22 protein-coding genes are annotated in these 22,789 nt (G+C 70.2%); 9 read left to right on the top strand and 13 right to left on the bottom strand.

Annotated elements, in window-relative coordinates; translation table 11 throughout:
- Nucleotides 1-18 precede the first annotated feature (18 nt).
- Nucleotides 19-1,218: an amidohydrolase family protein gene (locus DEU36_RS15045; protein WP_120265117.1), complete on the top strand. Its 1,200-nt coding sequence runs from the start codon at nucleotides 19-21 to the stop codon at nucleotides 1,216-1,218.
- A gap of 8 nt (nucleotides 1,219-1,226) precedes the next feature.
- Here DEU36_RS15045 and DEU36_RS15040 read toward each other — a convergent pair whose 3' ends face one another.
- The 3 genes from DEU36_RS15040 to galU form a co-directional block, all read right to left on the bottom strand.
- The gene (locus DEU36_RS15040; protein WP_120265116.1) at nucleotides 1,227-2,129 is read right to left on the bottom strand and encodes a large exoprotein; all 903 of its coding nucleotides are present in this window, start codon (nucleotides 2,127-2,129) and stop codon (nucleotides 1,227-1,229) included.
- Between the two features lie 72 nt (nucleotides 2,130-2,201).
- Nucleotides 2,202-2,843, bottom strand: coding sequence for a GNAT family N-acetyltransferase (locus DEU36_RS15035; protein WP_120265115.1), 642 nt, complete (start codon nucleotides 2,841-2,843; stop codon nucleotides 2,202-2,204).
- Between the two features lie 19 nt (nucleotides 2,844-2,862).
- A complete protein-coding gene (galU, locus tag DEU36_RS15030; protein WP_120265114.1) occupies nucleotides 2,863-3,741 on the bottom strand; it encodes a UTP--glucose-1-phosphate uridylyltransferase GalU in 879 nt (292 codons plus the stop codon).
- A gap of 65 nt (nucleotides 3,742-3,806) precedes the next feature.
- Between galU and DEU36_RS15025 the strand changes: the two genes are divergently transcribed.
- Genes DEU36_RS15025 through mscL form a run of 3 tightly spaced genes read left to right on the top strand, consistent with a single transcriptional unit; the run spans nucleotide 3,807 to nucleotide 5,230 of the window.
- Nucleotides 3,807-4,403 carry a 5-formyltetrahydrofolate cyclo-ligase gene (locus DEU36_RS15025; RefSeq protein WP_120265113.1) on the top strand — a complete coding sequence of 199 codons (597 nt, stop codon included), beginning with the start codon at nucleotides 3,807-3,809 and terminating at the stop codon, nucleotides 4,401-4,403.
- 13 nt (nucleotides 4,404-4,416) lie between these two features.
- The gene (locus DEU36_RS15020) at nucleotides 4,417-4,707 is read left to right on the top strand and encodes an FmdB family zinc ribbon protein (RefSeq protein ID WP_120265112.1); all 291 of its coding nucleotides are present in this window, start codon (nucleotides 4,417-4,419) and stop codon (nucleotides 4,705-4,707) included.
- Nucleotides 4,708-4,738: 31 nt separating this feature from the next.
- Nucleotides 4,739-5,230: a large conductance mechanosensitive channel protein MscL gene (mscL, locus tag DEU36_RS15015; RefSeq protein ID WP_120265111.1), complete on the top strand. Its 492-nt coding sequence runs from the start codon at nucleotides 4,739-4,741 to the stop codon at nucleotides 5,228-5,230.
- 186 nt (nucleotides 5,231-5,416) lie between these two features.
- Here mscL and DEU36_RS15005 read toward each other — a convergent pair whose 3' ends face one another.
- Nucleotides 5,417-9,145, bottom strand: a complete 3,729-nt coding sequence (locus DEU36_RS15005) for an ATP-binding protein (RefSeq protein WP_120265109.1) — start codon at nucleotides 9,143-9,145, stop codon at nucleotides 5,417-5,419.
- A 165-nt stretch (nucleotides 9,146-9,310) separates the two neighbouring features.
- On the opposite strand from DEU36_RS15005, the gene DEU36_RS15000 reads away from it, so the two are divergent.
- Nucleotides 9,311-9,832 carry a methylated-DNA--[protein]-cysteine S-methyltransferase gene (locus tag DEU36_RS15000; RefSeq protein WP_120265108.1) on the top strand — a complete coding sequence of 174 codons (522 nt, stop codon included), beginning with the start codon at nucleotides 9,311-9,313 and terminating at the stop codon, nucleotides 9,830-9,832.
- 74 nt (nucleotides 9,833-9,906) lie between these two features.
- On the opposite strand, the gene DEU36_RS14995 is transcribed toward DEU36_RS15000, so the two are convergent.
- Together DEU36_RS14995 and DEU36_RS14990 are read right to left on the bottom strand one after the other, a co-directional pair.
- A complete protein-coding gene (locus DEU36_RS14995; RefSeq protein ID WP_120265193.1) occupies nucleotides 9,907-11,523 on the bottom strand; it encodes a cation acetate symporter in 1,617 nt (538 codons plus the stop codon).
- 17 nt (nucleotides 11,524-11,540) lie between these two features.
- Complete coding sequence (locus DEU36_RS14990) at nucleotides 11,541-11,891, bottom strand: DUF485 domain-containing protein (protein WP_120265107.1); 351 nt, start codon at nucleotides 11,889-11,891, stop codon at nucleotides 11,541-11,543.
- Nucleotides 11,892-12,013: 122 nt separating this feature from the next.
- Here DEU36_RS14990 and DEU36_RS14985 point away from each other — a divergent pair, with 122 nt between their 5' ends.
- The gene (locus DEU36_RS14985) at nucleotides 12,014-12,871 is read left to right on the top strand and encodes a LuxR C-terminal-related transcriptional regulator (protein WP_120265106.1); all 858 of its coding nucleotides are present in this window, start codon (nucleotides 12,014-12,016) and stop codon (nucleotides 12,869-12,871) included.
- Between the two features lie 58 nt (nucleotides 12,872-12,929).
- Here DEU36_RS14985 and DEU36_RS14980 read toward each other — a convergent pair whose 3' ends face one another.
- The 3 genes from DEU36_RS14980 to DEU36_RS14970 all read right to left on the bottom strand — a co-directional run bounded on the left by DEU36_RS14980 (nucleotide 12,930) and on the right by DEU36_RS14970 (nucleotide 15,930).
- Nucleotides 12,930-14,114, bottom strand: coding sequence for a glycosyltransferase (locus tag DEU36_RS14980; protein ID WP_120265105.1), 1,185 nt, complete (start codon nucleotides 14,112-14,114; stop codon nucleotides 12,930-12,932).
- A gap of 125 nt (nucleotides 14,115-14,239) precedes the next feature.
- Nucleotides 14,240-15,079 carry an SDR family oxidoreductase gene (locus tag DEU36_RS14975; protein WP_120265104.1) on the bottom strand — a complete coding sequence of 280 codons (840 nt, stop codon included), beginning with the start codon at nucleotides 15,077-15,079 and terminating at the stop codon, nucleotides 14,240-14,242.
- Between the two features lie 89 nt (nucleotides 15,080-15,168).
- Nucleotides 15,169-15,930, bottom strand: coding sequence for an MBL fold metallo-hydrolase (locus tag DEU36_RS14970; RefSeq protein WP_120265103.1), 762 nt, complete (start codon nucleotides 15,928-15,930; stop codon nucleotides 15,169-15,171).
- A 206-nt stretch (nucleotides 15,931-16,136) separates the two neighbouring features.
- Between DEU36_RS14970 and DEU36_RS14965 the strand changes: the two genes are divergently transcribed.
- From DEU36_RS14965 to DEU36_RS14955, 3 genes are all read left to right on the top strand, one after another.
- The gene (locus DEU36_RS14965) at nucleotides 16,137-17,009 is read left to right on the top strand and encodes a manganese catalase family protein (RefSeq protein WP_023954662.1); all 873 of its coding nucleotides are present in this window, start codon (nucleotides 16,137-16,139) and stop codon (nucleotides 17,007-17,009) included.
- Between the two features lie 168 nt (nucleotides 17,010-17,177).
- A complete protein-coding gene (locus tag DEU36_RS14960; RefSeq protein WP_120265102.1) occupies nucleotides 17,178-18,326 on the top strand; it encodes a zinc-dependent alcohol dehydrogenase in 1,149 nt (382 codons plus the stop codon).
- Nucleotides 18,327-18,329: 3 nt separating this feature from the next.
- A complete protein-coding gene (locus DEU36_RS14955) occupies nucleotides 18,330-18,920 on the top strand; it encodes a hypothetical protein (protein WP_259455398.1) in 591 nt (196 codons plus the stop codon).
- On the opposite strand, the gene DEU36_RS14950 is transcribed toward DEU36_RS14955, so the two are convergent.
- The 4 genes from DEU36_RS14950 to DEU36_RS14940 all read right to left on the bottom strand — a co-directional run bounded on the left by DEU36_RS14950 (nucleotide 18,917) and on the right by DEU36_RS14940 (nucleotide 22,689).
- Nucleotides 18,917-19,831, bottom strand: coding sequence for an SDR family oxidoreductase (locus tag DEU36_RS14950; protein ID WP_120265101.1), 915 nt, complete (start codon nucleotides 19,829-19,831; stop codon nucleotides 18,917-18,919). The genes DEU36_RS14955 and DEU36_RS14950 overlap by 4 nt on opposite strands.
- Before the next feature lie 81 nt (nucleotides 19,832-19,912).
- A complete protein-coding gene (locus tag DEU36_RS14945; protein WP_120265100.1) occupies nucleotides 19,913-20,539 on the bottom strand; it encodes a DUF1349 domain-containing protein in 627 nt (208 codons plus the stop codon).
- A gap of 57 nt (nucleotides 20,540-20,596) precedes the next feature.
- The gene (locus DEU36_RS16365) at nucleotides 20,597-20,731 is read right to left on the bottom strand and encodes a hypothetical protein (RefSeq protein ID WP_259455397.1); all 135 of its coding nucleotides are present in this window, start codon (nucleotides 20,729-20,731) and stop codon (nucleotides 20,597-20,599) included.
- Between the two features lie 143 nt (nucleotides 20,732-20,874).
- Nucleotides 20,875-22,689, bottom strand: a complete 1,815-nt coding sequence (locus DEU36_RS14940; RefSeq protein WP_120265099.1) for a DEAD/DEAH box helicase — start codon at nucleotides 22,687-22,689, stop codon at nucleotides 20,875-20,877.
- Nucleotides 22,690-22,789: the final 100 nt, after the last annotated feature.

Here is a 22,789-nt window from a genome sequence, read left to right as displayed (position 1 = left end):
TGCGCGCACAATGGAGGCATGCACCACCCCGCGGCATCCGTCATTCGCAACGTCCGTGTCTCCGACGCCACCGCCGTCGACATCCGCATCGCCGATGGCGTGATCACCGCCGTCGAGCCGGCAGCGCCGCAGGCGCCGTCGGCAGGCGCGGGCCACACCGGCCTCGAGATCGACGGACGCGGGATGCTCGCGCTGCCCGGTCTCGTCAACGCCCACGCTCACGTCGACAAGTCGTGGTGGGGCTTGCCCTGGCAGTCGTACGGCGGCGAGGGCGGCACCGACGGCCGCATCCGGCACGAGCGCGCGCGTCGTGACGAACTCGGCATCCCGAGCGTGTCGACAACGGCGCATGTGCTGGAACAGTTCGTCCGTCACGGCACCACCGCCATCCGCACGCATGTCGATGTCGACCTGGGCGTCGCCCAACGCGGCATCGACGCGGTGCGCGAAGCGGTCGCCGCGTACGACGGAGCCCTCCAGGTTCAGATCGTGGCCTTCCCGCAGGACGGCGTCCTACGTCGCCCGGGCGTCATCGATCTGCTCGATGAAGCGGCCGCAGCGGGTGCGGAGTTCATCGGCGGACTCGACCCCGCGACGATCGATCGCGACCCGGTCGGCCAGCTCGACGCACTCTTCCGCATCGCGGCCGAACGCGGCGTCGGGATCGACCTGCATCTGCACGACCCCGCCGAGCTCGGCGCCTTCCAGATCGAGCTGATCATCGAGCGCACCGAGCGGTTCGGCCTCGCGGGCCGGGTCAATCTCGCGCACGGGTTTGCGCTCGCGCAGGTCGGCGCGACGCAACGCCGCGACCTTCTCCAAGCGATGTCCGCGCTCGACATCACGATGACGACGGTGGCACCCCTTCGCCTTCCCCAGCTGCCGCTTCATGAACTGGATGCTGCGGGCGTGCGCTTCGGCTTCGGTACCGACGGCATCCGCGACCTGTGGAGCCCCTACGGCACCGGTGATCTGCTCGGCATCGCCTGGCAGTACGCCCGCGCCTCGAGCCTCGTCCGCGACGACGACCTGCGCCGTGTGGTCGACATCGCGACGGGCGGCTCCGCGCCGTTCGCCGGACTGCCGGCGGGCCGACTGGAGGCGGGCTCACGCGCTGACATCGTGCTCGTCGATGCCGAGAACCCGATGGACGCCCTCGTTCGCACGCCCGACCGCGAACTCGTCATCGGCAACGGCCGCGTACTGTTCCGGCGCTGAGGCCGGTGTCAGCCGGCTGCGCGCTGAGCGAGGAGCCGGCGGACGTGATCCTCGATCTGCGCGTCGTCGACCTGTCCAGTAGGCACGAAGGCAGGTGTGGGTGCCTTCGCGGCTCGGCTGGCGGCAAGGGATGCCGGCGCGCGACGCGCGGCCTCGCGCTGGATCGCCTCACCGACGGCGGCCTGACGCAGCGCCTCGCGCGCATCGACCTCATCGAGCACGGCGGCGGCTCGCGAACCGGCAGAAGCGGTGAGCGGGCGCGGCAGCTCACGCGGGGTCCAGGTGGCGCGCGCATCGGCGAACTCGAACTCGGGAACGACCGCGGCTGCGGTCTCGACACGTGCGACCGCGGCAGGAGCAGAGACCGCCGAGCGGGCGGCACGACGGGCCACCGCGGCCATGCGGCTGAGCACGACGGATGCGGCCAGCAGTGTTGTGAAACCCGCGATCAGCACGACCACGGAACCGGACGTCGCCAGAAGCCACCCGCCGGCGCCGGTCGCCCCGACAGCGACGAGGGCGACGATCGTCATTGCCAGGCGGACACGACGACGGATGCGTGCACGGTGTTCGGCCGAAGCGATGCGCGCGGTGCGCGCGGCGCGAACCTCGCGACGCGCCTCGATGAGCTGACGGCGCTCGCTCTCGAGCCGCAGCTGTTCCTTCTCGTGCTGCACCTGACGCGCGAGCTTCTGCTGAGCCAGTGCGGTGCGCGTCGAGAGCTCGACCCGAACTTCGCCGGGCGTCTCCGCGGTTTCGGCGAGCACACGCAGGGCCTGGTTGAGGCGCACGGCGTTGCGTTCGGCGGCGTCATAGCGGTAGCGACTGTGCCAGGACGGCAGCAGATAGACCATCCACAACGCGACCGCGACGAAGACGATCACGCCGCCGCCGAGAACCTGCCCACCCATGGGGACAACCGTACGTGGCATCCCGCCCGCTGACACTCCAGACACAGGCGTGTCTGAAGTTCTTGTTCAACTTTAAGGTTCGAGCCCCGCTGCGCGGCGGTCGGAGAGCGGGATGGCCGCCGCATCGGGGGGAACGGCACCCTCGAGCCAGCGCCCGAGAACGCCTCGCGGCACCTCGTCCGCGACGAGCGCGAACGAGAAGTGATCGCGCCAGTCGCCGTCGATGTGGATGTAGCGACGTCGCAGTCCCTCGTAGCGGAATCCGAGCTTCTCGACCACCCGCAGGCTCGCTCGGTTCTCGGGTCGGATGCAGATCTCCATCCGGTGCAGCCGCAGCTCCTCGAAGCACAGGTCCGTCGCCAGGGCGACGGCGGTCGGAGTGATGCCCTTACCCGCGAACCGCTCGCTCACCCAGTAGCCGATCGTCGCCGACGACAACGAGCCGCGCGCGATGCCCCAGACGTTCAGCTGGCCCGCGATCTGCCCCTCGTGCTCCATGACGAAGGGCACGCCGGCCCCGTCGCGGTACTGCTGGAGCAGACGCCGGATGCCGAGCCGCATGTCGAACGACACCGGCCCGTCCGGACTCGTCGCCTCCCACCGTTGCAGCCACGACCGGTTCGCCAGAAGCTCCGATTGCAACGTGCGGGCATCGCGCGGCCTGATCAGCCGAATAGCCACCGGTCCGTGGTGGCGGGGTGCGCTGGCATCCACGCGCGTTCCCGTTCTCGTGTCAGAGGGTTCCGACGAAGTCCTTCAGCCACGGCCGCAGCTCGGGGCCGAGGTCGTCGCGGTCGGAGGCGAGCTGGACGATCGCCTTGATGTAGTCGAGACGGTCGCCCGTGTCGTAGCGCCGTCCGCGGAAGACGACGCCCAGCACGCCCTCGGTCGTCGCAAGCTCCTGCAGCGCGTCGGTCAACTGGATCTCGCCGCCCTTGCCCGGCTCCGTGCGCTCGAGGATCTCGTACACATTGGGCTTGAGGACGTAGCGGCCGATGATCGCGTAGTTGGAGGGTGCGTCCTCCTTCTTCGGCTTCTCGACGAGTCCGGTGACCTTCACGACATCCGAATCGTCGGTCGGCTCGACGGCTGCGGCGCCGTAGAGGTGGATCTGGTCGGGGTCGACCTCCATGAGCGCGATGACCGTCAGTCCCGAGCGCTCCTGTTCGGCGAGCATCTTGGGCAGCAGGGGGTCGCGCTCGTCGATGAGGTCGTCGCCGAGCATGACGGCGAATGTCGAGTCGCCGACGTGCGCGCGCGAACGCAGCACCGCGTGTCCGAGGCCCTTCGGCTCACCCTGGCGGACGAAGTGGATGTCGGCGAGGTCGGACGACTCCTGCACCTTGCGCAGCTTCACCTCGTCGCCCTTGCGGGTGAGGTTGTGCTCGAGCTCGGGAACAGAGTCGAAGTGGTTCGAGAGGTTGTTCTTGTTGCGTCCGATGATGATCAGGACATCATCGATGCCGGCCTGCGTCGCCTCTTCGACGACGTACTGGATGGCCGGCTTGTCGACGACAGGCAGCATCTCCTTGGGCATCGCCTTCGTGGCGGGAAGGAAACGGGTGCCGAGGCCTGCGGCGGGGATGACCGCCTTGATGCGCTGCTGAGACATGGGTCAACCATATCTATCGCGTACGGCCGACGAGCCGTAACGCGCACACCCTTTACAATCGGGGCATGTCCGACGCGATCGACAACGCCAAGCGCGCGCTGCGGGCGGACCTCCGTGAACGCCGGTACGGGATGTCGGATGCCGCACGCGAGAGTGCCGCCGACGGCATCCGCGAACAGCTGCGCGACCTCGTCGCCAAGACCGGCGCCCGCTCGATCTCGTGCTACCTCTCGTCGCCGACCGAACCGGGGACGCGGGCCTTCATCGACGAAGCCGTCGCTGCCGGCGTCCGGGTGCTGCTACCGGTCAGTCGCAACGACGGCTTGCTCGACTGGGTCGTCGCCGAGCCGGGCGCGGCCGTCGCAGACGGGCTCCTCGGCGTACCGGAGCCCATCGGCGAGGTCCTTAGCCCCATCGCCGTCGGAGACGTCGACCTGCTCGTCATCCCCGCCGCGGCCGTCGACGCCGCGGGCATGCGGCTCGGCTGGGGCCGCGGCTACTTCGACAAGACCCTCGGTTCGATGGAGAACCGCCCGCCGGTGTACGCCGTGCTCTTCGACTCCGAACTCGTCGACGAGGTGCCGCGCGATCTTCACGATCAGCCGGTCACCGGCGTCGTCACTCCCACCCGAACCGTCGTCCTCGCACCCGAGGCACGCTGAACACCGAGGAACCATGCCCACCTACGCCTATGCCTGCAAGTCGTGCGGGCACCGCTTCGACGCGGTCCAGTCCTTCGCCGACCCCGCACTGACGGTCTGCCCCGAGTGCTCGGGCGAGCTCCGCAAGCAGTACGGAACGATCGGCGTGACCTTCAACGGAGGCGGCTTCTACCGCACCGACTCCCGCGCGAGCGGCTCAGGATCCGGCTCGGGCTCGAGCACGTCAACCGGTAGCGGTGACTCGTCGACTTCGGCATCATCGAAGTCCGAGGCGAAGTCCTCTCCCGCCGCGGCGGGTTCCTGACACCCGGCGCGTCCGGAGAAAGAGGAGAGCCATGATCAAGGGCTTCCGCGATTTCATCATGCGCGGCAACGTCATCGACCTGGCTGTCGCCGTGGTCATCGGCGGTGCGTTCACCGCCGTCGTCAACGCGATCGTCGCCAGCATCATCAACCCCCTCGTCGCGCTCGTGTGGCAGGCAGACGAGAACGGGAATGCCGGCTTCCCCGTCGAGGGTCTGCACGGCACCGTCATCTTCCCCGTCGGCACGCTCCTCACCGCGATCATCAGCTTCTTCGCGGTGGCGATCGTCGTGTACTTCGTGTTCGTCGTGCCGATGAACAAGTGGAAAGAGCGGCAGGCAGCGAAGGCCGGCGTCGTCGAGGAGACCGCGAAGCTCCCGACCGAGCAGGAACTGCTCATCCAGATCCGCGACCTGCTGGAGCAGAGCAACGCCGCCTCGGCTGCGCCCGCTGCCGCTGCACCGGCTGCCGACGCGCCCCTCCGCCGCTCGCAGAGCACTCCCCCGGCGGCCCCGCCTGCCTGACCGATTCAATAGTGCGGCGGAACCTCGTTCCGCATCCGCACATCGTTCGGACCGGATGCCCCGGCCGCGCCCTCGGAGCCGGCCGGGGCATCCGTCGTCTCATCGGCCGACGTCGGCTCGGCAGTCGTCCCCGGGGCCGCGGTCAGTCGTGCTCGACGACGACCGACCCGCTCGACCCGCTGCCGGTCACTCGATGACATCGAGCGGCTCGGTGCTCGCATCGGCCGTGGGTGCCTCGGGCTCGACGCCCAGGATCGCCGCAACGCGCGCGGCCACTCCGGCGGGGTCGCTGTACAGGTCGAACGAGTGCACGCGGATGTAATGCCATCCCAGCCGGCGCAGGATCTGCGGCCGCAACCGCAGCGACTCCCGGAGCGACTGGCCGATCGTCTCGGGATCACCCTCGACCACGACCGCCTTGCCGTCGCGCTGGGCAACCAGCGGCAACAGCCCTCGGTACGCGACGTCGACCGCCACGCCGAGACGGCGGAGGTTCTGCGCGAGAGCGAGGGTCAGCGGATCGGCGAGGTCTTCGAGGCGTGCTTCCCTCGCGCGGGCCGCGATACCGCCGAGGATCGACATGAGTGTGGCAGCGCCGTTCTCGAGGCGGCCGTCGTCGAAGGCCGAGGGCCGGATCGACGACACGATCACCATCGAGCGGCGGGCACGCGTCATGCCGACGGTCAGCAGGCGTTCGCCGTCCGGCCCCGAGAGCACACCGAAGTCGCTCAGGACGCGGCCGTGGCGAGTGAGGCCGTACCCGAGTGAGAACACCACGCGGTCGCGGCTCTCGGCCACCGACTCCTCGAGCCCGAGGACGGCGAACGGCTCGGCCGTCTCACGACCGACGAACTCCGCGACATCCGATCGTCCGGCGAAAGCCGCCTCGACGGCGGCGCGGATGCGCAGCGCATGCTTCGTCGAGGCGGTGACGACCATGAGCGATTCGTTGGGCCGGTTGACGGCATGCTCGACGACGAGAGTCACGACACGGGCCACCTCGGCGTCGGGGCTCTCGACGGCACCGGAATCCGGGTCGGGTGCACCGACGCCGCCTTCGACGTAGTCGACGCTCAGACTGCCGCGACCGAGGTACGAGCCGGCCCATGGGAACGAGACGATCTCGCCGCCGTAGAAGGCTTCGTTGACGAGCTCGGCGAGATCCTCGCCGCCCGCGCGGTAGCTGCGGGTCAGAGTCTCGACCGGGACGATCTCGGCGAGGCGTTCGAAGACGCTCGGCTCCTCGGGGTCGACGATCGGCTCGTCGGACGGGTCGCGGTCGGCGGCGATCTCGAACGGTGTCGGTCGCTGCGTCACGGGGTCGCCGAACGCGACGACCTGGCGCCCGCGGCGGAGAGCGGCAGCAGACTCGGCGACGCTCAGGGCGCCGGCATCCGCGAGGATCACGACATCGAACGCGGGCCGGGCGGGCAACGCCGCCACCTCGTACGGCGAGGCGATCCACACCGGCGCGAGCGTTCGGAGCAGTTTCGGCGCGACGGCGAGCAACTCGGCCGCCGAGGCGGTGCCCTCGCGCAGCGCTGCCTTGAGCGCGGCGGTCTCATCGGCCTCGTCGACGATCGCGATCTTCCATCGGGTCGCGAGCTCGGCGGCCAGCTGCTGGCCGGCCGAGGCGGCGTGGGCCTCGTCGACGAGGCGGAAGTCGCGTTCGAGCCGGTCGACGACGCTGGTGTTCGCGCCGAGCAGCGCACGGTCGCTGCGGAGCATCGCCTCGAGGGCGGACTGCCACCAGGCGAACTCGAACTCCGACGCGACTCGGTCTTCGGGCACGTGACGCACCGAGAGCTCGGTCAGCAGCCCCTCGAGGCCGAGGGCCGCCAGCTCGCCGCGGAGAGTCGCGCGCTCGACAAGGTTGTCGAACACGTCGGAGTCGGCAGCCAAGCCGGCGAGGATCCGCACGAGATCGGGGATCGGCGTCGCGAGCAGGTCGTGCCCGGGGCCGAGCACCCGCGAGAGCTCGCCGAGGTCGGCGTCGACGCGCTGCCACGAGGTCGCGACGGCATCGAGGCCCGCGGGGATCTCGGGCACGACGCCCACCTCGGCCAGACGCTGCCACTGCTCGCGCTGCTTCTGCACCCGCACGAGGGCGTCGTGCATGTCGGTCACGTGCATGCCGGGACGCACGTACTCCTTCGACAGGCGACGCAGTCGGCGCCGCGTGGCGCCGTTCATCTCGGGGGTGTCGCGGCGGGTCGAATGCGCCTCGATGAGGTCGCCCAGCGGACGCTCGAAGACGGTCAGGCTGAAGCGGTCGAGCGAGGCGCGGATGCCCTGGAGCAGACGGATGTAGGCGCCGAGCTCGGCGAGCGTCGTGAACGGCCGCATCCGCGTCTGCCCGATGAGCTCGTAGCCGCGCTCGAGGATCTCGGGGATCTCGCTGCGGTGCAGGCGACCCGCCAGAGCGTGGGCCGCGCGCGCCTGCTCGGTCGTCTCGAACGCGACGCCGTACCACGGCGAGTCGTCGGGACCGAACCGGAACTCCCCCAGCCGCGCCGCGGTCGCGAGCGATGCCGCCGCCTCGGCGCGACGCGTCGAGAGGCGCTGCAGGGTCGCGGCGTCGAAGCGCGTGGCGGCCGACGGCTGCGGCGTCTCGGCCGCGATCGTCGTCAGTTTCTGCAGCACCTCGAGCGGCGAGACGCCGAGCATCGGATGCCGTTGCGTCAGCGAGACGCGATAGTCGCGAAGCACCGTCCGCAGGCGCACCAGCGCGTCGTCGATCTCGCCCATCTTCGGGTGCTGTGCCTTCTCGTTCCGCGCGATGGCGCGGATGAGGTCGCGGTGGACGCCGCGCGGCGAGACCGCGAGGCCCGGCAACCCGATGCCGGCGAGGCGATGGCGCACCCCTTCGAGGGTCGAGCGGCGGGCGCTGACGACGAGGACGCGCTTGCCTCGGCGGACCAGCTCACCGACGGCGTTGATGATCGTCTGCGTTCCACCGGTACCCGGCAGCGTGTGGACCACGAGCGACTGGCCGGCGACGATCCGGTCGAGGACACCCTCCTGCTCTGCGTCGGCGTCGAGCAGGAGCCGGTCGGATGCCGGCGGCCGGTCGTCGGAGGCGACCGCGTCGGGCACCGGATACCGCGTCGCGACGAGCGCGCGGTCGTCCTCGTGCCCCGCGAGCGCGTTGAGCACCGGCACGTCGAGGTCTGCGGCGTCGCGCTCCGCGCGGGCGGCGACGTCGGCGAAGGTCGACACGATCAGGCGCGGCTGCACCGTGAACGTGTCGACGTGGGCGGTCAGAGCACGCAGGTGGTCGATGACCGGCTGCGGCTTGAAGACGCCGCCGTCGTAAGCCAGCGCGGCGAGCCCTCGCCGGTCGAGGTCGATGCCGAAATGCGAGCGAGCGATCTCGACGAGCTCGGGATTGACCGCGAAGGAGCCGTGGAGCTTGAGGTCGAAGTCGCCGTGATGGCGGCGGATCGCGAGGGGCCGCAGGAGGACGGGCGCGTTGTAGGTGAGGCCCCCCGCACGCCAGGAGGCGAAGCCGACGCCGAGGTGGACGGTGTCGAGGCCGCGGGTGGTGCGGAGCTCGACGTCCTTCGCGGTGATGCGCCCGGCGGCGAGCCGCGCGGTTCGCAGCGCGACCTCGTCGCGGAAGAGGTTCGACAGCAGCGTCGATCGTCCCGTGATGAACTGCGGCAGGCTGCCGGGGTGGGCCTTGGTGATGTCGATGCCGACATCGTCGGAAGCGATGTAGTGCAGCAGCGTCGACCGGCCGCCCAGCCGGGCAGCCTGCACGCGGATTCGCTCGCGCTCCGGGTCGGCCACGTGGGCGACCGCGACGTTCTCCTCGGCGACGTCGAGCTGCGCCGGGGTCACCGATTCGACCCGAACCTCGTCGGCTGCGTCCGGACGGACGGCTCCTCGATCTCCTCGCCACACAGCACACACCCTAAGCGGCGCCGTGGCATCCGACACTCAGGCGCCACCGAGTTTCGCGCTATTGCCGACACGCCGGACGATCGGCGGTTCCTCCCCCGCGCCTGCAACGGCGGCTCTGTCCCCCGCCCGGTCGCCGCGCACGCCGGGTACGTGACCTCCCGAGATGATGGAGCCATGACCGACGCAGCCTTCGCGGTGCACCCCACGCCGATCGGCGACGCCCTTCTTGTGATGACCGAGAGCGGACTGGCCAGCCTCGACATCCTCGACCGCCCCGCCGACGTCGTCCTCGCCGATCTGACCCTCGCTCTCGGCGCGCCGCCGGAGCACGATCCCGGCGCGGCCGCCGATGCCACCGTCGAGCTCGACGCCTACTTCGCGGGGCGACTGCGCCGATTCGAGACCCCCATCGACTGGCTCCTCGCCCCCTCCGGCTTCGCCGGCGAGGCGCTGCGTGCCGTCTGCGAGGTTCGGTACGGCGAGGTCGCGACATACGGCGAGATCGCGATCGCCGCCGGTTCGCCGCGCGCGCACCGCGCGGTCGGGTCGGCGTGCGCGCGAACCCCGATCTCGGTGATCGTGCCGGCCCACCGCATCGTCCGGAGCGACGGGTCGATCGGCGAGTACGGCGGTCACCCCGAACGCAAGCGGTTTCTGCTCGACCTCGAGAGCGGTGCAGGCTCCGGCCGCGTGTAGGCCGCGCCGGAACGGCGACGGCCCCGGGCGAAGCGCACCCGGGGCCGTCGTTTCGATCGGTGCTCGCCGGCGGTCTAGTGATCGACCGCCTTCTCGGCGCCGTGGCCGGTGAGCGAGCGCACGTCCATCTCTGCGGCCTTGACCGGGTCCTCCTGCCGACGCTCGGTGACCGAGCCGAGCCAGCCGAGGAAGAAGCCGAGCGGGATCGACACGATGCCGGGGTTGTTCAGCGGCCAGATCGCCGTGCCGACGTTCTTGAACACGCTGGTCTCGGTACCCCAGAACACCGGCGACAGGACGATGAGGATGATGGCTGCCGCCAGGCCGCCGTACATGCTCCACACCGCGCCGCGTGTGGTGAACTTGCGCCAGAAGAGCGAGTAGATGATCGTCGGCAGGTTCGCCGAGGCCGCGACGGCGAATGCCAGCGCGACCAGGAAGGCGACGTTCTGCCCCTGCACCCCGATGCCGCCGACGATCGCGAGGATGCCGATCACGATCACCGTGCGACGGGCGACCTTCACTTCACCGTCGGGCGGCACGTTCCCCTTCTTCACCACGTTCGCGTAGATGTCGTGCGCGAACGAGGCCGCAGCCGTGATGGTGAGTCCCGCGACGACCGCGAGGATCGTCGCGAACGCCACCGCCGAGATGAAGCCCAGCAGCAGCGGTCCGCCCAACTCGAGGGCCAGCAACGGGGCCGCGGAGTTGACACCGCCGGGTGCCGCGGCGATGCGCTCGGGGCCGACGAGTGCGCCTGCACCGTACCCCAGCACGAGGGTCAGGATGTAGAACAGGCCGATGAGCCAGATCGCCCACACCACCGAGCGACGGGCTTCCTTCGCGGTGGGCACCGTGTAGAAGCGCATCAGCACGTGCGGCAGCCCGGCCGTTCCCAGCACGAGCGCCACCGCGAGCGAGATGAAGTCCCACGGGTTCGCGCCGTACTGCAGACCGGGTCCGAGGATGGCCTCGCCCTTCGGCGACGCGGCGACGGCGCTCTCGAGAAGGGTGTTGAGGTTGAATCCGTTGATCGCCAGCACCCAGATCGTCATGACGAGCGCCCCGCCGATGAGGAGGAACGCCTTGACGATCTGCACCCAGGTCGTGCCCTTCATGCCGCCGATCAGCACGTAGACGATCATCAGCACGCCGACGACGGCGACCACGATCGACTGCCCGACCTGCTCGGTGATGCCCAGCAGCAGCGAGACGAGGCCGCCGGCTCCGGCCATCTGCGCGAGCAGATAGAAGAAGCACACCGCGAGCGTCGTGATGGCGGCGGCCATGCGCACCGGCGTCTGCTTCAGCCGGAACGACAGCACGTCGGCCATCGTGAACTTGCCGGTGTTGCGCATGAGCTCGGCGACGAGCAGCAGCGCGACCAGCCAGGCCACGAGGAATCCGATCGAGTAGAGGAAGCCGTCGTAGCCGTTGATCGCGATGGCGCCGCAGATGCCCAGGAAGGATGCCGCCGACAGGTAGTCACCCGCGATCGCGAAGCCGTTCTGCGGCCCGGTGAACGAGCGGCCGGCGGCGTAGTAGTCAGCCGCCGTCTTGTTGTTCCGGCTGGCCCGGATGACGATGAACAGCGTCACGGCGACGAAGGCGCCGAAGATCGAGATGTTCAGCACCGGGTTGTTATCGACGGTCTCCCCCGCCGCGACGACGGCCGCTCCGAGGCCGTTCACCGCTTCCCAGAATCCGTTCACGAACCCGCCTCCTGTCGCTCGAGGTCGCGGCGGATCGAGGCCGAGATCGGGTCGAGCTTGTGGTTGGCGTACCAGACGTAGCCCATGGTGATCGCGAAGGTCGTCACGAACTGACCGAGCCCGAACAGCAGACCCACCGTGATGTCACCCCAGACGCGCTGCGCCATGAAGTCGGTCGCGAACGACGACAGCAGCACGTACACGAAGTACCAGACGAGGAAGACGACGGTCAGCGGCCACACGAAGCTGCGGTGTTTGCGCTTGAGTTCCTGGAACGGCGCCGAGTGTTCGACGGCGACGTAATCCACTGCGCCGGGCGGCGGCGAGTGGGTGGGCGATGCGTTCATGTGGCCTCCTTGCCTCATGGTGAGCAGCTCTCCGGCGGCCGTCGTCGTCGAGCGACCGCGGTGGTAGGGTCGACGCTACGAAAGGCGGCAACGAGGCCGTCACCCCCGGAAGTAGGTAGTGCGTGACAGCACTGGCGGCACCCGAGAACGACGCTCACCTGGTCTCCCGAGCGGTGGACGACCTCGCGCGCAGCACACGTTTCCCCGTCGTCTTCGGCGGCCTCGAGAGTCAGGGCTCGGTGCACGTCACCGCCATCGCCGGGGCCCGATCGCATTCGATCGACGACCTCGTGGTGAGAATCGGCCGCGGACTCGGCGGCGCCGCGATGGTCGAGAAGCGCCCGCGCCTCGCCCTCGACTACCGCACGGCACGCACCATCACCCACGACTACGACCGGGCGATCCTCGGCGAAGGCATCTCGACGCTCTTCGCCGTGCCGATCGTGACCGACGGGCGAGCGCGCGGAGTGCTGTACTGCGGCTCGTGGTCGCAGGCGCCCGTCGGCGACCTCGTCGCGCGGCCCGCCTTCCGGGCAGCCGATGCGATCAGCACCGAGCTGCGCATCCGCGACGAGGTGCAGCGGCGGCTCGCCCTCGCGCCGGCGCCCGAGGCCGCGGCGGGCCTGTCGGCCGCCGCCCGCGAAGACCTGCGCGAGAGCTTCGCCGAACTGCGAAGCATCGCCGCGACCGTCGACGACGCCGATCTGCGGGCGCGTCTGGCCGCGGTCGAACGCCGCCTGACGACGGTCGCCGGTGATGGGGCGAACGCGGCGAAGGATGCCGACGTGCAGCTCTCACCGCGCGAGCTGGACGTCCTGGCATGCTGCGCCCTCGGCTCGACGAACGCCGAGATCGGAGCCGCACTGAGTCTGAAGGAGGGCACCGTGAAGTCGTACCTCCAAGCCGCGATGGCCAAGCTCGATTCATCGACGCGTCACGCCGCCGTCGCGCGCGCTCGGCGCCTCGGCCTGCTCCCCTGACCCGGGCGGCCCTCCGAGACCCGCTGACTTCGTCGGGACCGGGCCGCGACGCGCAGGATCAGGCCGCGATGCGCAGGCGTCCGCGGTGCTCGGCGATGACCGCGGCGTACTCGGCGATCATCCGATCGCGACCCAACCGGCCGCGGGCCGCGAGCGCGGCCCCGGTGAACACGCGGCGCTCGTCGACGGCGCGACGCCACGCCGCGGCGACCGCGTCGGGGTCACGCGGGGTGACGATGCCGATCCCCGCGACGAGGCGGGCCGCGTCACCCACATCCGTCGTCACGGGAACGGCACCGCTTGCGGCGCCCTCGAGCAGGCACAACGGAGCCGCCTCACCGAAAGCGCTCGTGAGCGCGACGACGTCGGCGGCGCGGTAGATCGCGGGCATGTCGTCGCGGATGCCGAGGGCGTGCACGTGGTCGTCGCCCACCGTGGCGAGCATCTCGAGCAGCCGAGGGTTGTCGCGCGTCATGCCCGCGCCGCACATGACATAGTGCGCATCCGGCACCGCCCGGCGGTGTGCGGCCACCGACCGCAGGAACAGCTCGGGGTCCTTCATCGCGTCGAACCGAGCCGCGTAGGCGATCACGACCGCGTCATCGGGAATGCCGAGCTCGCGGCGCAGCGGGTCGTCTCCGCGGGTGATCGACGGCCGGAACCGCGACAGGTCGATGCCGTTGTCGACGACGTGGCGCCGGGAATCGCCGAGGACGGGCGCGTAAGCGGCATCCGTCGACCGGGCGCACGACACCGCGGCGGTGACGATGCGGCGACGGACGCCATCGGCGAGCCACGCCACCGCGTCGCCGGAGTGCTCGGGATCGGAGCGGTGCAGGCACGTCACGACGGGGCGGGCGGGCAGCATCATCGCATCGTCGAGCGCGAGCAGCAGTCCGAGCGGCTGCTCCTTGAGCGTGAGGACCACGTCGGCCGCGGCGATCGCGCGTGAGGCCGCGCGAAGCTGCCGTGACGAGAACGCGTGCGGTGCGTGCGGGGCCGCGCCCGCGGTCTTGCCCAGCGACGTGATGGCGACGCCGGCGGCGCGTAACGCGCGATAACGGGGATCGGCGGCCATGTGCTGCACGGTGGAGTCGCGCCGTGCCCGCGACGCGATCGCCAGGATGCTGTGGTGCTGCTCACCCCGAGCGTGGAGACCGCCGACGACCTCGCTGTGCAGGATGCGCGCCCCGCCCGCGAAGAATCCCTCGGTGAGGGTGAGGACGCGAAGCGGAACGCTCATGGATGACCTTCGGGATCGACGCGGCGGGTGCGATCCATCGTGCGGCAACGCCCGCCCGTGATGAATGAACCACGGACGAGCGTTGCGTGAACGAACGGCGTCGCCGTCGGTACCGAGAGCCGGGGTCAGAGGATGGGCTTGCCTCCCGTGACCGCAAGGCGGGCACCGGAGATGTACGACGCTTCATCCGATGCGAGCAACACGTATGCCGATGCCAACTCCGCGGGCTGACCGGCCCGCCCGAGCGGCGTCTGCTCGCCGAAGGTCTCGACCGCATCGGCGGGCAGGGTCGCCGGGATCAGCGGGGTCCAGATCGGACCGGGTGCGACGCTGTTGGCCCGGATGCCTCGCTCGCCCAGCATCTGCGCGAGCGAGGCCGTGATGCTCGCGATGGCCGCCTTCGTCGCCGCGTACGGCAGCAGGTTGGGCGAAGGCTGGTCGGACTGCACCGAGCTCGAGCCGATGATCGCCGACCCCGGCCCCATGTGCGGCAGCGCCGCCTTGACGAGGTGGAAGTATGCATCGACGTTCGTCGCCCAGGTGAAGTCCCACTCGTCGTCGGGGATCTCCTCGACGGTCTCGCGGTTCATCTGGAAAGCGGCGTTGCTGACGAGGATGTCGATCCCGCCGAGCTCCTCGACGGTGCGGCGGACGACCTCGCGGCAGTGCGCGGGGTCGGAGATGTCACCCGGGATGAGCACGGCGCGTCGGCCCGCCTGCTCGACGAAGCGCTTGGCCTCTTCGGCATCCTCGTGCTCGTCGAGGTAGCTGATGGCGACATCCGCCCCCTCACGGGCGTAGGCGAGCGCCACCGCCTTGCCGATGCCGCTGTCGCCGCCGGTGATCAGAGCGCGCTTGCCGGTGAGCTTTCCCGACCCGCGGTAGGTCTCTTCGCCATAGTCGGGCTTCGGCACCATCTGCTGGTCGGTCCCCGGGACGTTCTGCTGCTGGGGTTCCATGGTCATCCCTCTCTGTCGTCGAACGTTGCGTCTACCCGACCCCGACTGCGCCTCGGATTCACGGGGCTTGACACGCGGTGGCCTCATCCGTCATCTCAGTCGACGCCGCGGGAGCGGGCGGTCGCCACGGCGGCGGCGACCCCGCCGTCATCCCAGACCGGGCCGTGGCCGGGCAGCACGAGTCGGGCCGCCGTGTCGGCGAGCAGATCCAGCGAGCGAAGGGCCTCGCTGCTGTGGGCGGTCGCGGCGCGGGCGACGACGCACGGGCCGGTCCGCCCCGTGTACGGATCGAGGGTGACGAGGGCGTCGCCGGTCAGCAGGATGCCGCGGGCCTCGAGGAGGAACGCGCAATGTCCGTCGGTGTGACCGGGCGTCGCGATCGGGAGGATGCCGCCCGCCAGGGGAATCGAATGGCCCGCGACGATGGTCGGGTTGGCGGGAACACCCGAGACCTCCAGCGCGCCTCCCGCGATCATGCGGTCGAGGACCGGCAGAGCTCCGGGGTAGCGCACGGGGTAGGGCCACCGCGCGGACTCGTGCGCGTAGCGATACGGATGCCGCGTCAGCTCCTCGTCGCCCGGATGCACGTTCGCCACGAGATGGTGCTCCTCGCGCAGCCGCTCGCACATCCCGACGTGGTCGAAGTGTCCATGGGTCAACAGCACGGTGTCGATGTCGGCGATACGCGCGCCGACGGCAGCGAGCGCCTGTTCGAGCAGCGGCCAAGTGCGCGGGAGTCCGGCGTCGACGAGGACGAGGCCATCGTGCGAGGCGATGAGGTAGGCGTTGACCCCGCCGCGCGCGAGCTGGAACACGCCCTCCGCGACCTCGGACACACGCGGTCGGAGTACGGACATCGCTCCTCCTTCGGTCGCGATCGATGATGCGGATCCCCACCGGCGAGCGCTCGGGGGTTGACAGGCCGGTCGGCAGCCACCCGCCACGTGGGCGCGATGGTCGCACCCGACTCGAGACGAGTCAAGGCCCGTGGCATCCCGTCTGGCGCGGACCTACGTTCGCCGCGCCGGCGCAGTCCGCGCTCGGCCGATCCCCAGGAGGCGAGATGTTCTTTCATCGACAGGAACTGCAGTTCGAGGCGCGCCCGGAGAAGCCCGACGCGATCTTCGCGCGGCGCATGCAGGAAGTGCTCGGCGGCCAGTACGGCGAGATCACCGTCGCGATGCAGTACGGGTTCCAGGCGTGGAACGCACACATTCCCGGCAAGTACCGCGATCTGCTCTACGGCATCGGCGCCGAGGAGTTCGGTCACGTCGAGATGCTCGCGATCATGATCGCGCAGCTGCTCGAGAAGGCTCCGGCCGAGCAGTCCGAGGCCGCAGCGAAATCCGACCCCGTGCTCGGGGCCGTGATCGGCGGCATGGACGTGCAGGCCGCGATCGTCGCCGGTGCGGGTGTGCGCCCCGTCGACTCGAACGGCAACCCGTGGCAGGGCTCCTACGTGACGGCGAGCGGCAACCTGCTCGCCGACTTCACGGCCAACGCGAACGCCGAGATGCAGGGGCGGCTGCAGGTCGCGCGGATCTACCACATGACCGATGACAAGGGTGTCCGGGACATGCTCTCGTTCCTCCTTGCGCGCGACACGATGCACCAGAACCAGTGGATCCGGGCGGCCCAGGAGCTGCGCGAAGAGGGAGTGGAGGACATCCCCGTGCCGTCGAACTTCCCGCTCTCGAACGAGGCGCGCGAGCACGCGTACAAGTACATCAACTTCTCGGACGGCGCCGCGGCCGCCGAGGGTTCGTGGGCGTCGGGCCCGACCCCCGACGGCAAGGGTGAGTTCACCTACCTCGACGGGCCCGACACCTCGGTTCCGATGCCGCCGCCCACGCAGCCGGATCCCCGCTTCTACGGCACCGACGCGAAGCCGAACATCATCGACAAGGCCGAGGGCGTCATCCGCGACAAGCTCTGACGACCCCGGGCGACCCGGCCGTGCCCGGATGCAAGGGATCTCGCCCGACACCCCGACCGGATGCCGTTCCGGCCGGGGTGTCGGCGACGATCCCTTGCATCGGCGCGCGGCACGACGGCACGAACACACGGCACGAGGACAGCACGAACACCTGGAGAAAGGCGATCGATGAAGGCGATGACCTATCGCGGACCATACAAGGTGCGCGTCGAAGACAAACCCGATCCGCGGATCGAACACCCCCACGACGCGATCGTGCGGGTGACGCTCGCCGCCATCTGCGGCTCGGATCTGCACCTTTACCACGGCATGATGCCCGACACCCGGATCGGCCACACGTTCGGCCACGAGTTCATCGGCGTCGTCGAGCAGCTCGGTGCTGCTGTGACGAACCTCGCCGTCGGCGACCGCGTGATGGTGCCCTTCAACATCTTCTGCGGCTCGTGCTACTTCTGCGCACGCGGGCTGTTCTCGAATTGCCACAACGTCAACGCGAACGCGACCGCCGTCGGCGGCATCTACGGATACTCGCACACGGCGGGCGGCTACGACGGCGGTCAAGCCGAGCTCGTGCGCGTCCCCTTCGCCGACGTGGGTCCGACCGTCATCCCCGACTGGATGTCGGACGAGGATGCTCTCATGCTCACCGACGCCTACGCGACGGGCTACTTCGGAGCCCAGCTGGGCAGCATCGTCGAAGGCGACACCGTCATGGTGCTCGGAGCCGGGCCCGTGGGCCTCGCCGCGGCGCAATCGGCCTGGCTCATGGGGGCGGGACGGGTGATCTCGTTCGATCACCTCGACTACCGTCTGGCGAAAGCTCGCGATTTCACCCATGCCGAGACGGTGAACATCTCGGAGCACCGCGACGTCGTCGTGGAGATGAAGCGCATGACCGACTACCTCGGTGCCGATGTCGTCATCGATGCCGTCGGCGCGGAGGCGGACGGCAACGTCACCCAGCACGTCACCTCGGCCAAGCTCAAGCTCCAGGGCGGCTCGCCTGTCGCTCTGAACTGGGCGATCGACGGAACACGCAAAGGCGGATCGGTGTCGGTGATCGGCGCGTACGGTCCGCTGTTCAGCGCGGTGAAGTTCGGCGACGCCCTCAACAAGGGACTGACGCTGCGCATGAACCAGGCACCGGTCAAACGGCAGTGGCCGCGGCTGTTCGAGCACATCCGCGCGGGCTACATCTCACCGAGCGACATGATCACGCACCGCATCCCTCTCGAACACATCGCCGAGGGATACCACATGTTCTCGTCCAAGCTCGATGACTGCGTGAAGACCGTCGTCGTCCCCTCGGAAGGCTGACCCATGAGCACGAACTCCGCTGAGATCCCGACCCCGTACACCGCGAGCGTGCCCCGACCGGCACCCGACCGCGCGGCGCTGCGCGCGCGCATTCCGGGCTGGGGCGTCGACCTCGACCCCGCGGATCGCCCGTCGGGCACCGTCGAGAGGATCGACCCGGCTGCCGCCGACCGCGGGATGCCGCCACGGCAGGCGGCGGACCCCGGCCGGGAGCGCTCGATCGAGCACGCCTTCCTCACGCCCGTGTACGGCACGGCGCAGCCGCTCCACGGCCTGTCGGGACGCATCCGCCGGCTGGCGTACGCGCGCTTCAGCGAGGGGCGTGCCGCGCACTGGCTACTGCTCGTGGCGGGCGACCGGGTCGAGGCCATCGGCGCTCACGTGCGTTCGTTCGCGACGACGCGGCCCGACAACCCGATCACCGAGACCGGCGTCCTGAGCGAAGCGCGGCGACATCCGATCCGGTCGCGGTTCGGGCGCGGACGCATCGACCAGCGCCACACGTGGCTCGACCCCATCCTCGTCGCGGGTCCGTGGGTGCTCGCGGGATGGATCGTCATCCGTGGCGCACGCCGCGCATTCGGGCGCGGCTAGGGCGATCGAGGCGACCGCGGCGTCTCGGCAGCGGTCGCGGGATCGTCGAGACTCCGGTGGACCGCGCCCGAGCTCGGTGCCGCCTCGGCACCATGTCGCAGGCAGGCCTGGACGAGGTCGGCGGCCGATCGCGTCGTCAGGCCCGGTGCGATGCGGTACCCCGCGAGGGCCGCCCGCGCCTTCCAGCCGACCGCGACCCGCTCGCGCGGAACGACCGCGGCCCGCAGGATCGCGTCTGCGACGACCTCGGGCTCATCCATCAGCGGCAGTCGCAGCGCTCGGCCGGCGTGGTTGCCCGCATGGCGCCAGAACGGTGTGCGGACGGCCCAGGGCAGCACCGCCGTCACCGCGACGCCGTCGACCCCCGCGAGCCGCAACTCCTGGCGCACTGCGCGGGTGAGCGAGAGAACGCCGGCCTTCGTCGCGGCATACGACGCCTGGGACGCCAGCGGGACAACGCTCTCGACCGACGCGGTATTGACGATGACGCCGCTTCCTCGCGCGACGAACCGGCGGAGTGCGACATGCATCCCGCGCATCACCCCGGCGAGGTTGGTGTCGACGATGCGGAGGTGCTCGTCGAGGGGTGCCTCCCAGAACGGCCCGATCGTGGCGACCCCGGCATTGCCGACCCAGACATCGATCGGCCCGAACATCTGCTCCGCCTCGCCGGCGAGGCGCTCGAGATCATCGGTGCTGCCGACATCGCCGGGCACGACGTGCGCCCGACCGCCGCGCTCCCGGATGCGTCGGGCGAGGTCATCCAGCGCGTCCGCGCGGCGCGAGAAGACGACGATGCTCGCCCCGGCCGCGGCCGCCCGCAGCGCGACGGCGCGACCGATCCCGCTGGACGCGCCGACCACGACGATCGTCCGGCCGGCGAGGTGGGGGTGCGAAGTGGTCGCGCTCATCGTCGCAGGATCGATCCGCGCGGCACGGATGCCGTACCCCGTTGCGCTCGTCCGCCGCAGCCGCTATTCGCGCGGCGGCTCTCAGGACCCGTCGCGCAGATCGGCCAGCGTGCGCTCGGTGAACACGATGTCGGAGAACCGCACGTCACAGCCATCGCCCGTGGGGCTCTGCGCTTCGAAGCCGACACGGACCTCGTCGCCGCCTGCATGGGGCAGCGCGAAGGCTCGCACCATCGACCACGTCTCCCCGTCGGTCGACGCGTGGAAGGCGAACACGCGTCCGACGCGCGCGAGGCGCAGCCACACCGCGTCGCCGTCGACGTCGAACGCGTTGGCGTCGTCGGAGACGTCGCGGGTGACGACGGAGACCACCATGGGCGTGCCCGCGGGCGCGGCCTCGAAGCAGAGTTTCGCCCACCGGCGCTCGTCGATCCAGATCAGCAGCACCCCCGCGTCGAACGTCGCCCCGAAGTCGACGCCGACGCGTGCCTGAAGCGTGAAGTCTCCTGCGGGCGGAACCGCGGTCAGGCTCACGGCGTTCATCATCGACTCGGCCGCCGTGCTGCCGGCTCCGCTGGGGTCGACGAACAGGTCGCTGTGCGGCTTCGCGGTGACGGCGAGGCCGTCCTCGCGCACCTCCCATGGCCAGGCCTCGGACGGGACGAGAGGAACGGGGAACGCGGGAACGACGACGTCGGCGGTGCTCATGCTCCCCAGTATCCCGGGAACAGAGCACCGCCGATGGCGGTCACGGCGACGTGGCCGTCACCGATCGGTTCGGGCCTCCTCCGCGGCCTCTTCGGCCTCGGCGCCCTCTTCGGGAGACTCCGAACCGGCGGATGCCGCGTCGTCGCCCTCGTGCTGGTGCTCGTCGTCTCGTCCGTGATGGTCCGCGCTCATGTCACTTCTCCGATCGGCTCGTGTGACGCCCCGCGCCTGCGGGACACCTCCACTGTGCACGCGAAGCGGATGCCGCGAACCGGGCTTGCCCCGAGAGCGGATGCGTGCGAGACGCGCTCAGCTCCCGGGGCGACGCCGCGATGTCAGTCGCCGGTATCCGAGCGGTGGCGGGGCTTGCGCGCGGGACGGTCGTCGCGGTCGCGGTCACGCGGGCGGTCATCGCGATCGAATCGACCGCGCGGGCTGCGGCTCGGGCCGCCCGTGTCGACGCGGATCTCGATCGCCTTGCCCGAGATGCGGGTGTCGGCGAGCCGATCGAGCGTCGACTGCGGCATGTCGGACGGCAGCTCGACGAGCGAGAAGTCGGGGCGGATCTGAATGGCGCCGAAGTCGCCGCGGCTGAGGCCGCCCTCGTTCGCGAGCGCGCCGACGATCTGGCGGGGCTCGACACGGTGCCGCTTCCCCACCGCGATGCGATAGGTGGTCATGTTGGGGTTGCTCGCGCGCGGACGGCGCTCGGGGCGACCGTCACGATCGTCGCGGTCGAACGAGCGCGAGGCGCGGTCCTCTCGCGGAGCTCGGGCACGCGGCTCGGGGTCGGGCTCGAGCAGCAACGGGGTCTCGCCCTGAGCGACGAGGGCGAGCGCGGCGGCGACGTCGACCTCGGGGACGTCATGGTGACGGACGTAGTGGGCGACGATGTCGCGGAAGCGCTCGAGCCGTTCCGTCTCCTCCAGCGCCGCGGTGATGCGGTCGTCGAAGCGCGAGAGGCGGGTGACGTTGACCTCGTCGACGCTCGGCAGCTGCATCTGCGTCAGCGGCTGGCGGGTCGCACGCTCGATCGCGCCCACGAGCCCGCGCTCGCGCGGGGTCACGAAGCTGATCGCGTCTCCGGTGCGGCCCGCACGCCCGGTGCGGCCGATGCGGTGGACGTACGACTCGGTGTCGGTCGAGATGTCGAAGTTCACCACGTGCGAGATGCGCTCGACGTCGAGGCCTCGGGCCGCGACATCCGTGGCGACCAGGATGTCGAGCTTGCCCGACTTCAGCTGGTTGACGGTGCGCTCGCGCTGCACCTGGGCGACGTCGCCGTTGATGGCGGCTGCCGAGTAGCCGCGGGCGCGCAGCTTCTCGGCGACCTCCTCGGTCGCGCTCTTGGTGCGGGCGAAGACGATCATCGCCTCGAAGTTCTCGACCTCGAGGATGCGGGTGAGCGCGTCGATCTTCTGCTGGTACGACACGATCAGGTAGCGCTGGCTGATCGTCGAGGAGGTCGTCGTCTTCGAGGCGACGGTGATCTCTTCGGGATCGTTGAGGTACTGCTTCGACATCCGGCGGATCGCTGCCGGCATCGTCGCCGAGAACAGCGCGACCTGCTTGGTGTCGGGGGTGTCGGCGAGGATCGTCTCGACATCCTCGGCGAAGCCCATCTTCAGCATCTCGTCGGCCTCGTCGAGCACGAGATACTTCAGCTCCGAGAGGTCGAGCGTGCCTTTGTCGAGGTGGTCCATGATGCGGCCGGGGGTTCCGACGATCACGTGGACTCCGCGGCGCAGCGCCGAAAGCTGCACGCCGTAGCCCTGACCGCCGTAGACGGGCAGCACGTGAACGCCCTTCGTGCGCGACGCGTACTTCTCGAACGCCTCGCAGACCTGCAGGGCGAGCTCGCGCGTGGGTGCCAGCACCAGGGCTTGCGGGGTCTTCTGCGTCAGGTCGAGCCGGTCGAGGATCGGCAGCGCGAAGGCCGCGGTCTTGCCGGTTCCGGTCTGAGCGAGCCCCACGACGTCGCGTCCCTCGAGGAGCGTCGGGATGGTCGCGGCCTGGATCGCCGACGGTGTCTCGTAGCCCACATCAGAGAGCGCCTTGAGCACCTGCTCCCCCAGCCCGAGGTCGCGGAAGGTGATGACGGGCGGCTCGTCGACGGACTCGGATACAGACTGTTCAGCAGAAGTGGACACGCTTCAGGGTAGTCCGCCTCCGCCGAGATCGCATGATCGGCCCGGCGTGGCAGAGCCCGGTGCCCTAGCCTCGAAGCAGGTCGACGGACTCGAGGGGGTA

This window comes from Microbacterium sp. AG238, from assembly GCF_003610405.1.
Lineage (GTDB): Bacteria > Actinomycetota > Actinomycetes > Actinomycetales > Microbacteriaceae > Microbacterium.
Note: the sequence above shows the minus strand (reverse complement) of the source record. Positions and strands in the feature narration are given on the sequence as shown.

Excerpts from the sequence above, each read along its gene's own strand:
- DEU36_RS15025 (WP_120265113.1), top strand. The coding sequence starts at position 3,807 with ATGTCCGACGCGATCGACAACGCCAAGCGCGCGCTGCGGGCGGACCTC.
- DEU36_RS15020 (WP_120265112.1), top strand. The coding sequence starts at position 4,417 with ATGCCCACCTACGCCTATGCCTGCAAGTCGTGCGGGCACCGCTTCGAC.
- DEU36_RS14980 (WP_120265105.1), bottom strand. The coding sequence starts at position 14,114 with ATGAGCGTTCCGCTTCGCGTCCTCACCCTCACCGAGGGATTCTTCGCG.
- DEU36_RS14990 (WP_120265107.1), bottom strand. The coding sequence starts at position 11,891 with ATGAACGCATCGCCCACCCACTCGCCGCCGCCCGGCGCAGTGGATTAC.
- DEU36_RS15045 (WP_120265117.1), top strand. The coding sequence starts at position 19 with ATGCACCACCCCGCGGCATCCGTCATTCGCAACGTCCGTGTCTCCGAC.
- galU (WP_120265114.1), bottom strand. The coding sequence starts at position 3,741 with ATGTCTCAGCAGCGCATCAAGGCGGTCATCCCCGCCGCAGGCCTCGGC.
- DEU36_RS14945 (WP_120265100.1), bottom strand. The coding sequence starts at position 20,539 with ATGAGCACCGCCGACGTCGTCGTTCCCGCGTTCCCCGTTCCTCTCGTC.
- DEU36_RS14970 (WP_120265103.1), bottom strand. The coding sequence starts at position 15,930 with ATGTCCGTACTCCGACCGCGTGTGTCCGAGGTCGCGGAGGGCGTGTTC.
- DEU36_RS15000 (WP_120265108.1), top strand. The coding sequence starts at position 9,311 with ATGACCGACGCAGCCTTCGCGGTGCACCCCACGCCGATCGGCGACGCC.
- DEU36_RS14950 (WP_120265101.1), bottom strand. The coding sequence starts at position 19,831 with ATGAGCGCGACCACTTCGCACCCCCACCTCGCCGGCCGGACGATCGTC.
- DEU36_RS16365 (WP_259455397.1), bottom strand. The coding sequence starts at position 20,731 with ATGAGCGCGGACCATCACGGACGAGACGACGAGCACCAGCACGAGGGC.
- DEU36_RS14960 (WP_120265102.1), top strand. The coding sequence starts at position 17,178 with ATGAAGGCGATGACCTATCGCGGACCATACAAGGTGCGCGTCGAAGAC.
- mscL (WP_120265111.1), top strand. The coding sequence starts at position 4,739 with ATGATCAAGGGCTTCCGCGATTTCATCATGCGCGGCAACGTCATCGAC.
- DEU36_RS14955 (WP_259455398.1), top strand. The coding sequence starts at position 18,330 with ATGAGCACGAACTCCGCTGAGATCCCGACCCCGTACACCGCGAGCGTG.
- DEU36_RS15040 (WP_120265116.1), bottom strand. The coding sequence starts at position 2,129 with ATGGGTGGGCAGGTTCTCGGCGGCGGCGTGATCGTCTTCGTCGCGGTC.
- DEU36_RS14975 (WP_120265104.1), bottom strand. The coding sequence starts at position 15,079 with ATGACCATGGAACCCCAGCAGCAGAACGTCCCGGGGACCGACCAGCAG.
- DEU36_RS14965 (WP_023954662.1), top strand. The coding sequence starts at position 16,137 with ATGTTCTTTCATCGACAGGAACTGCAGTTCGAGGCGCGCCCGGAGAAG.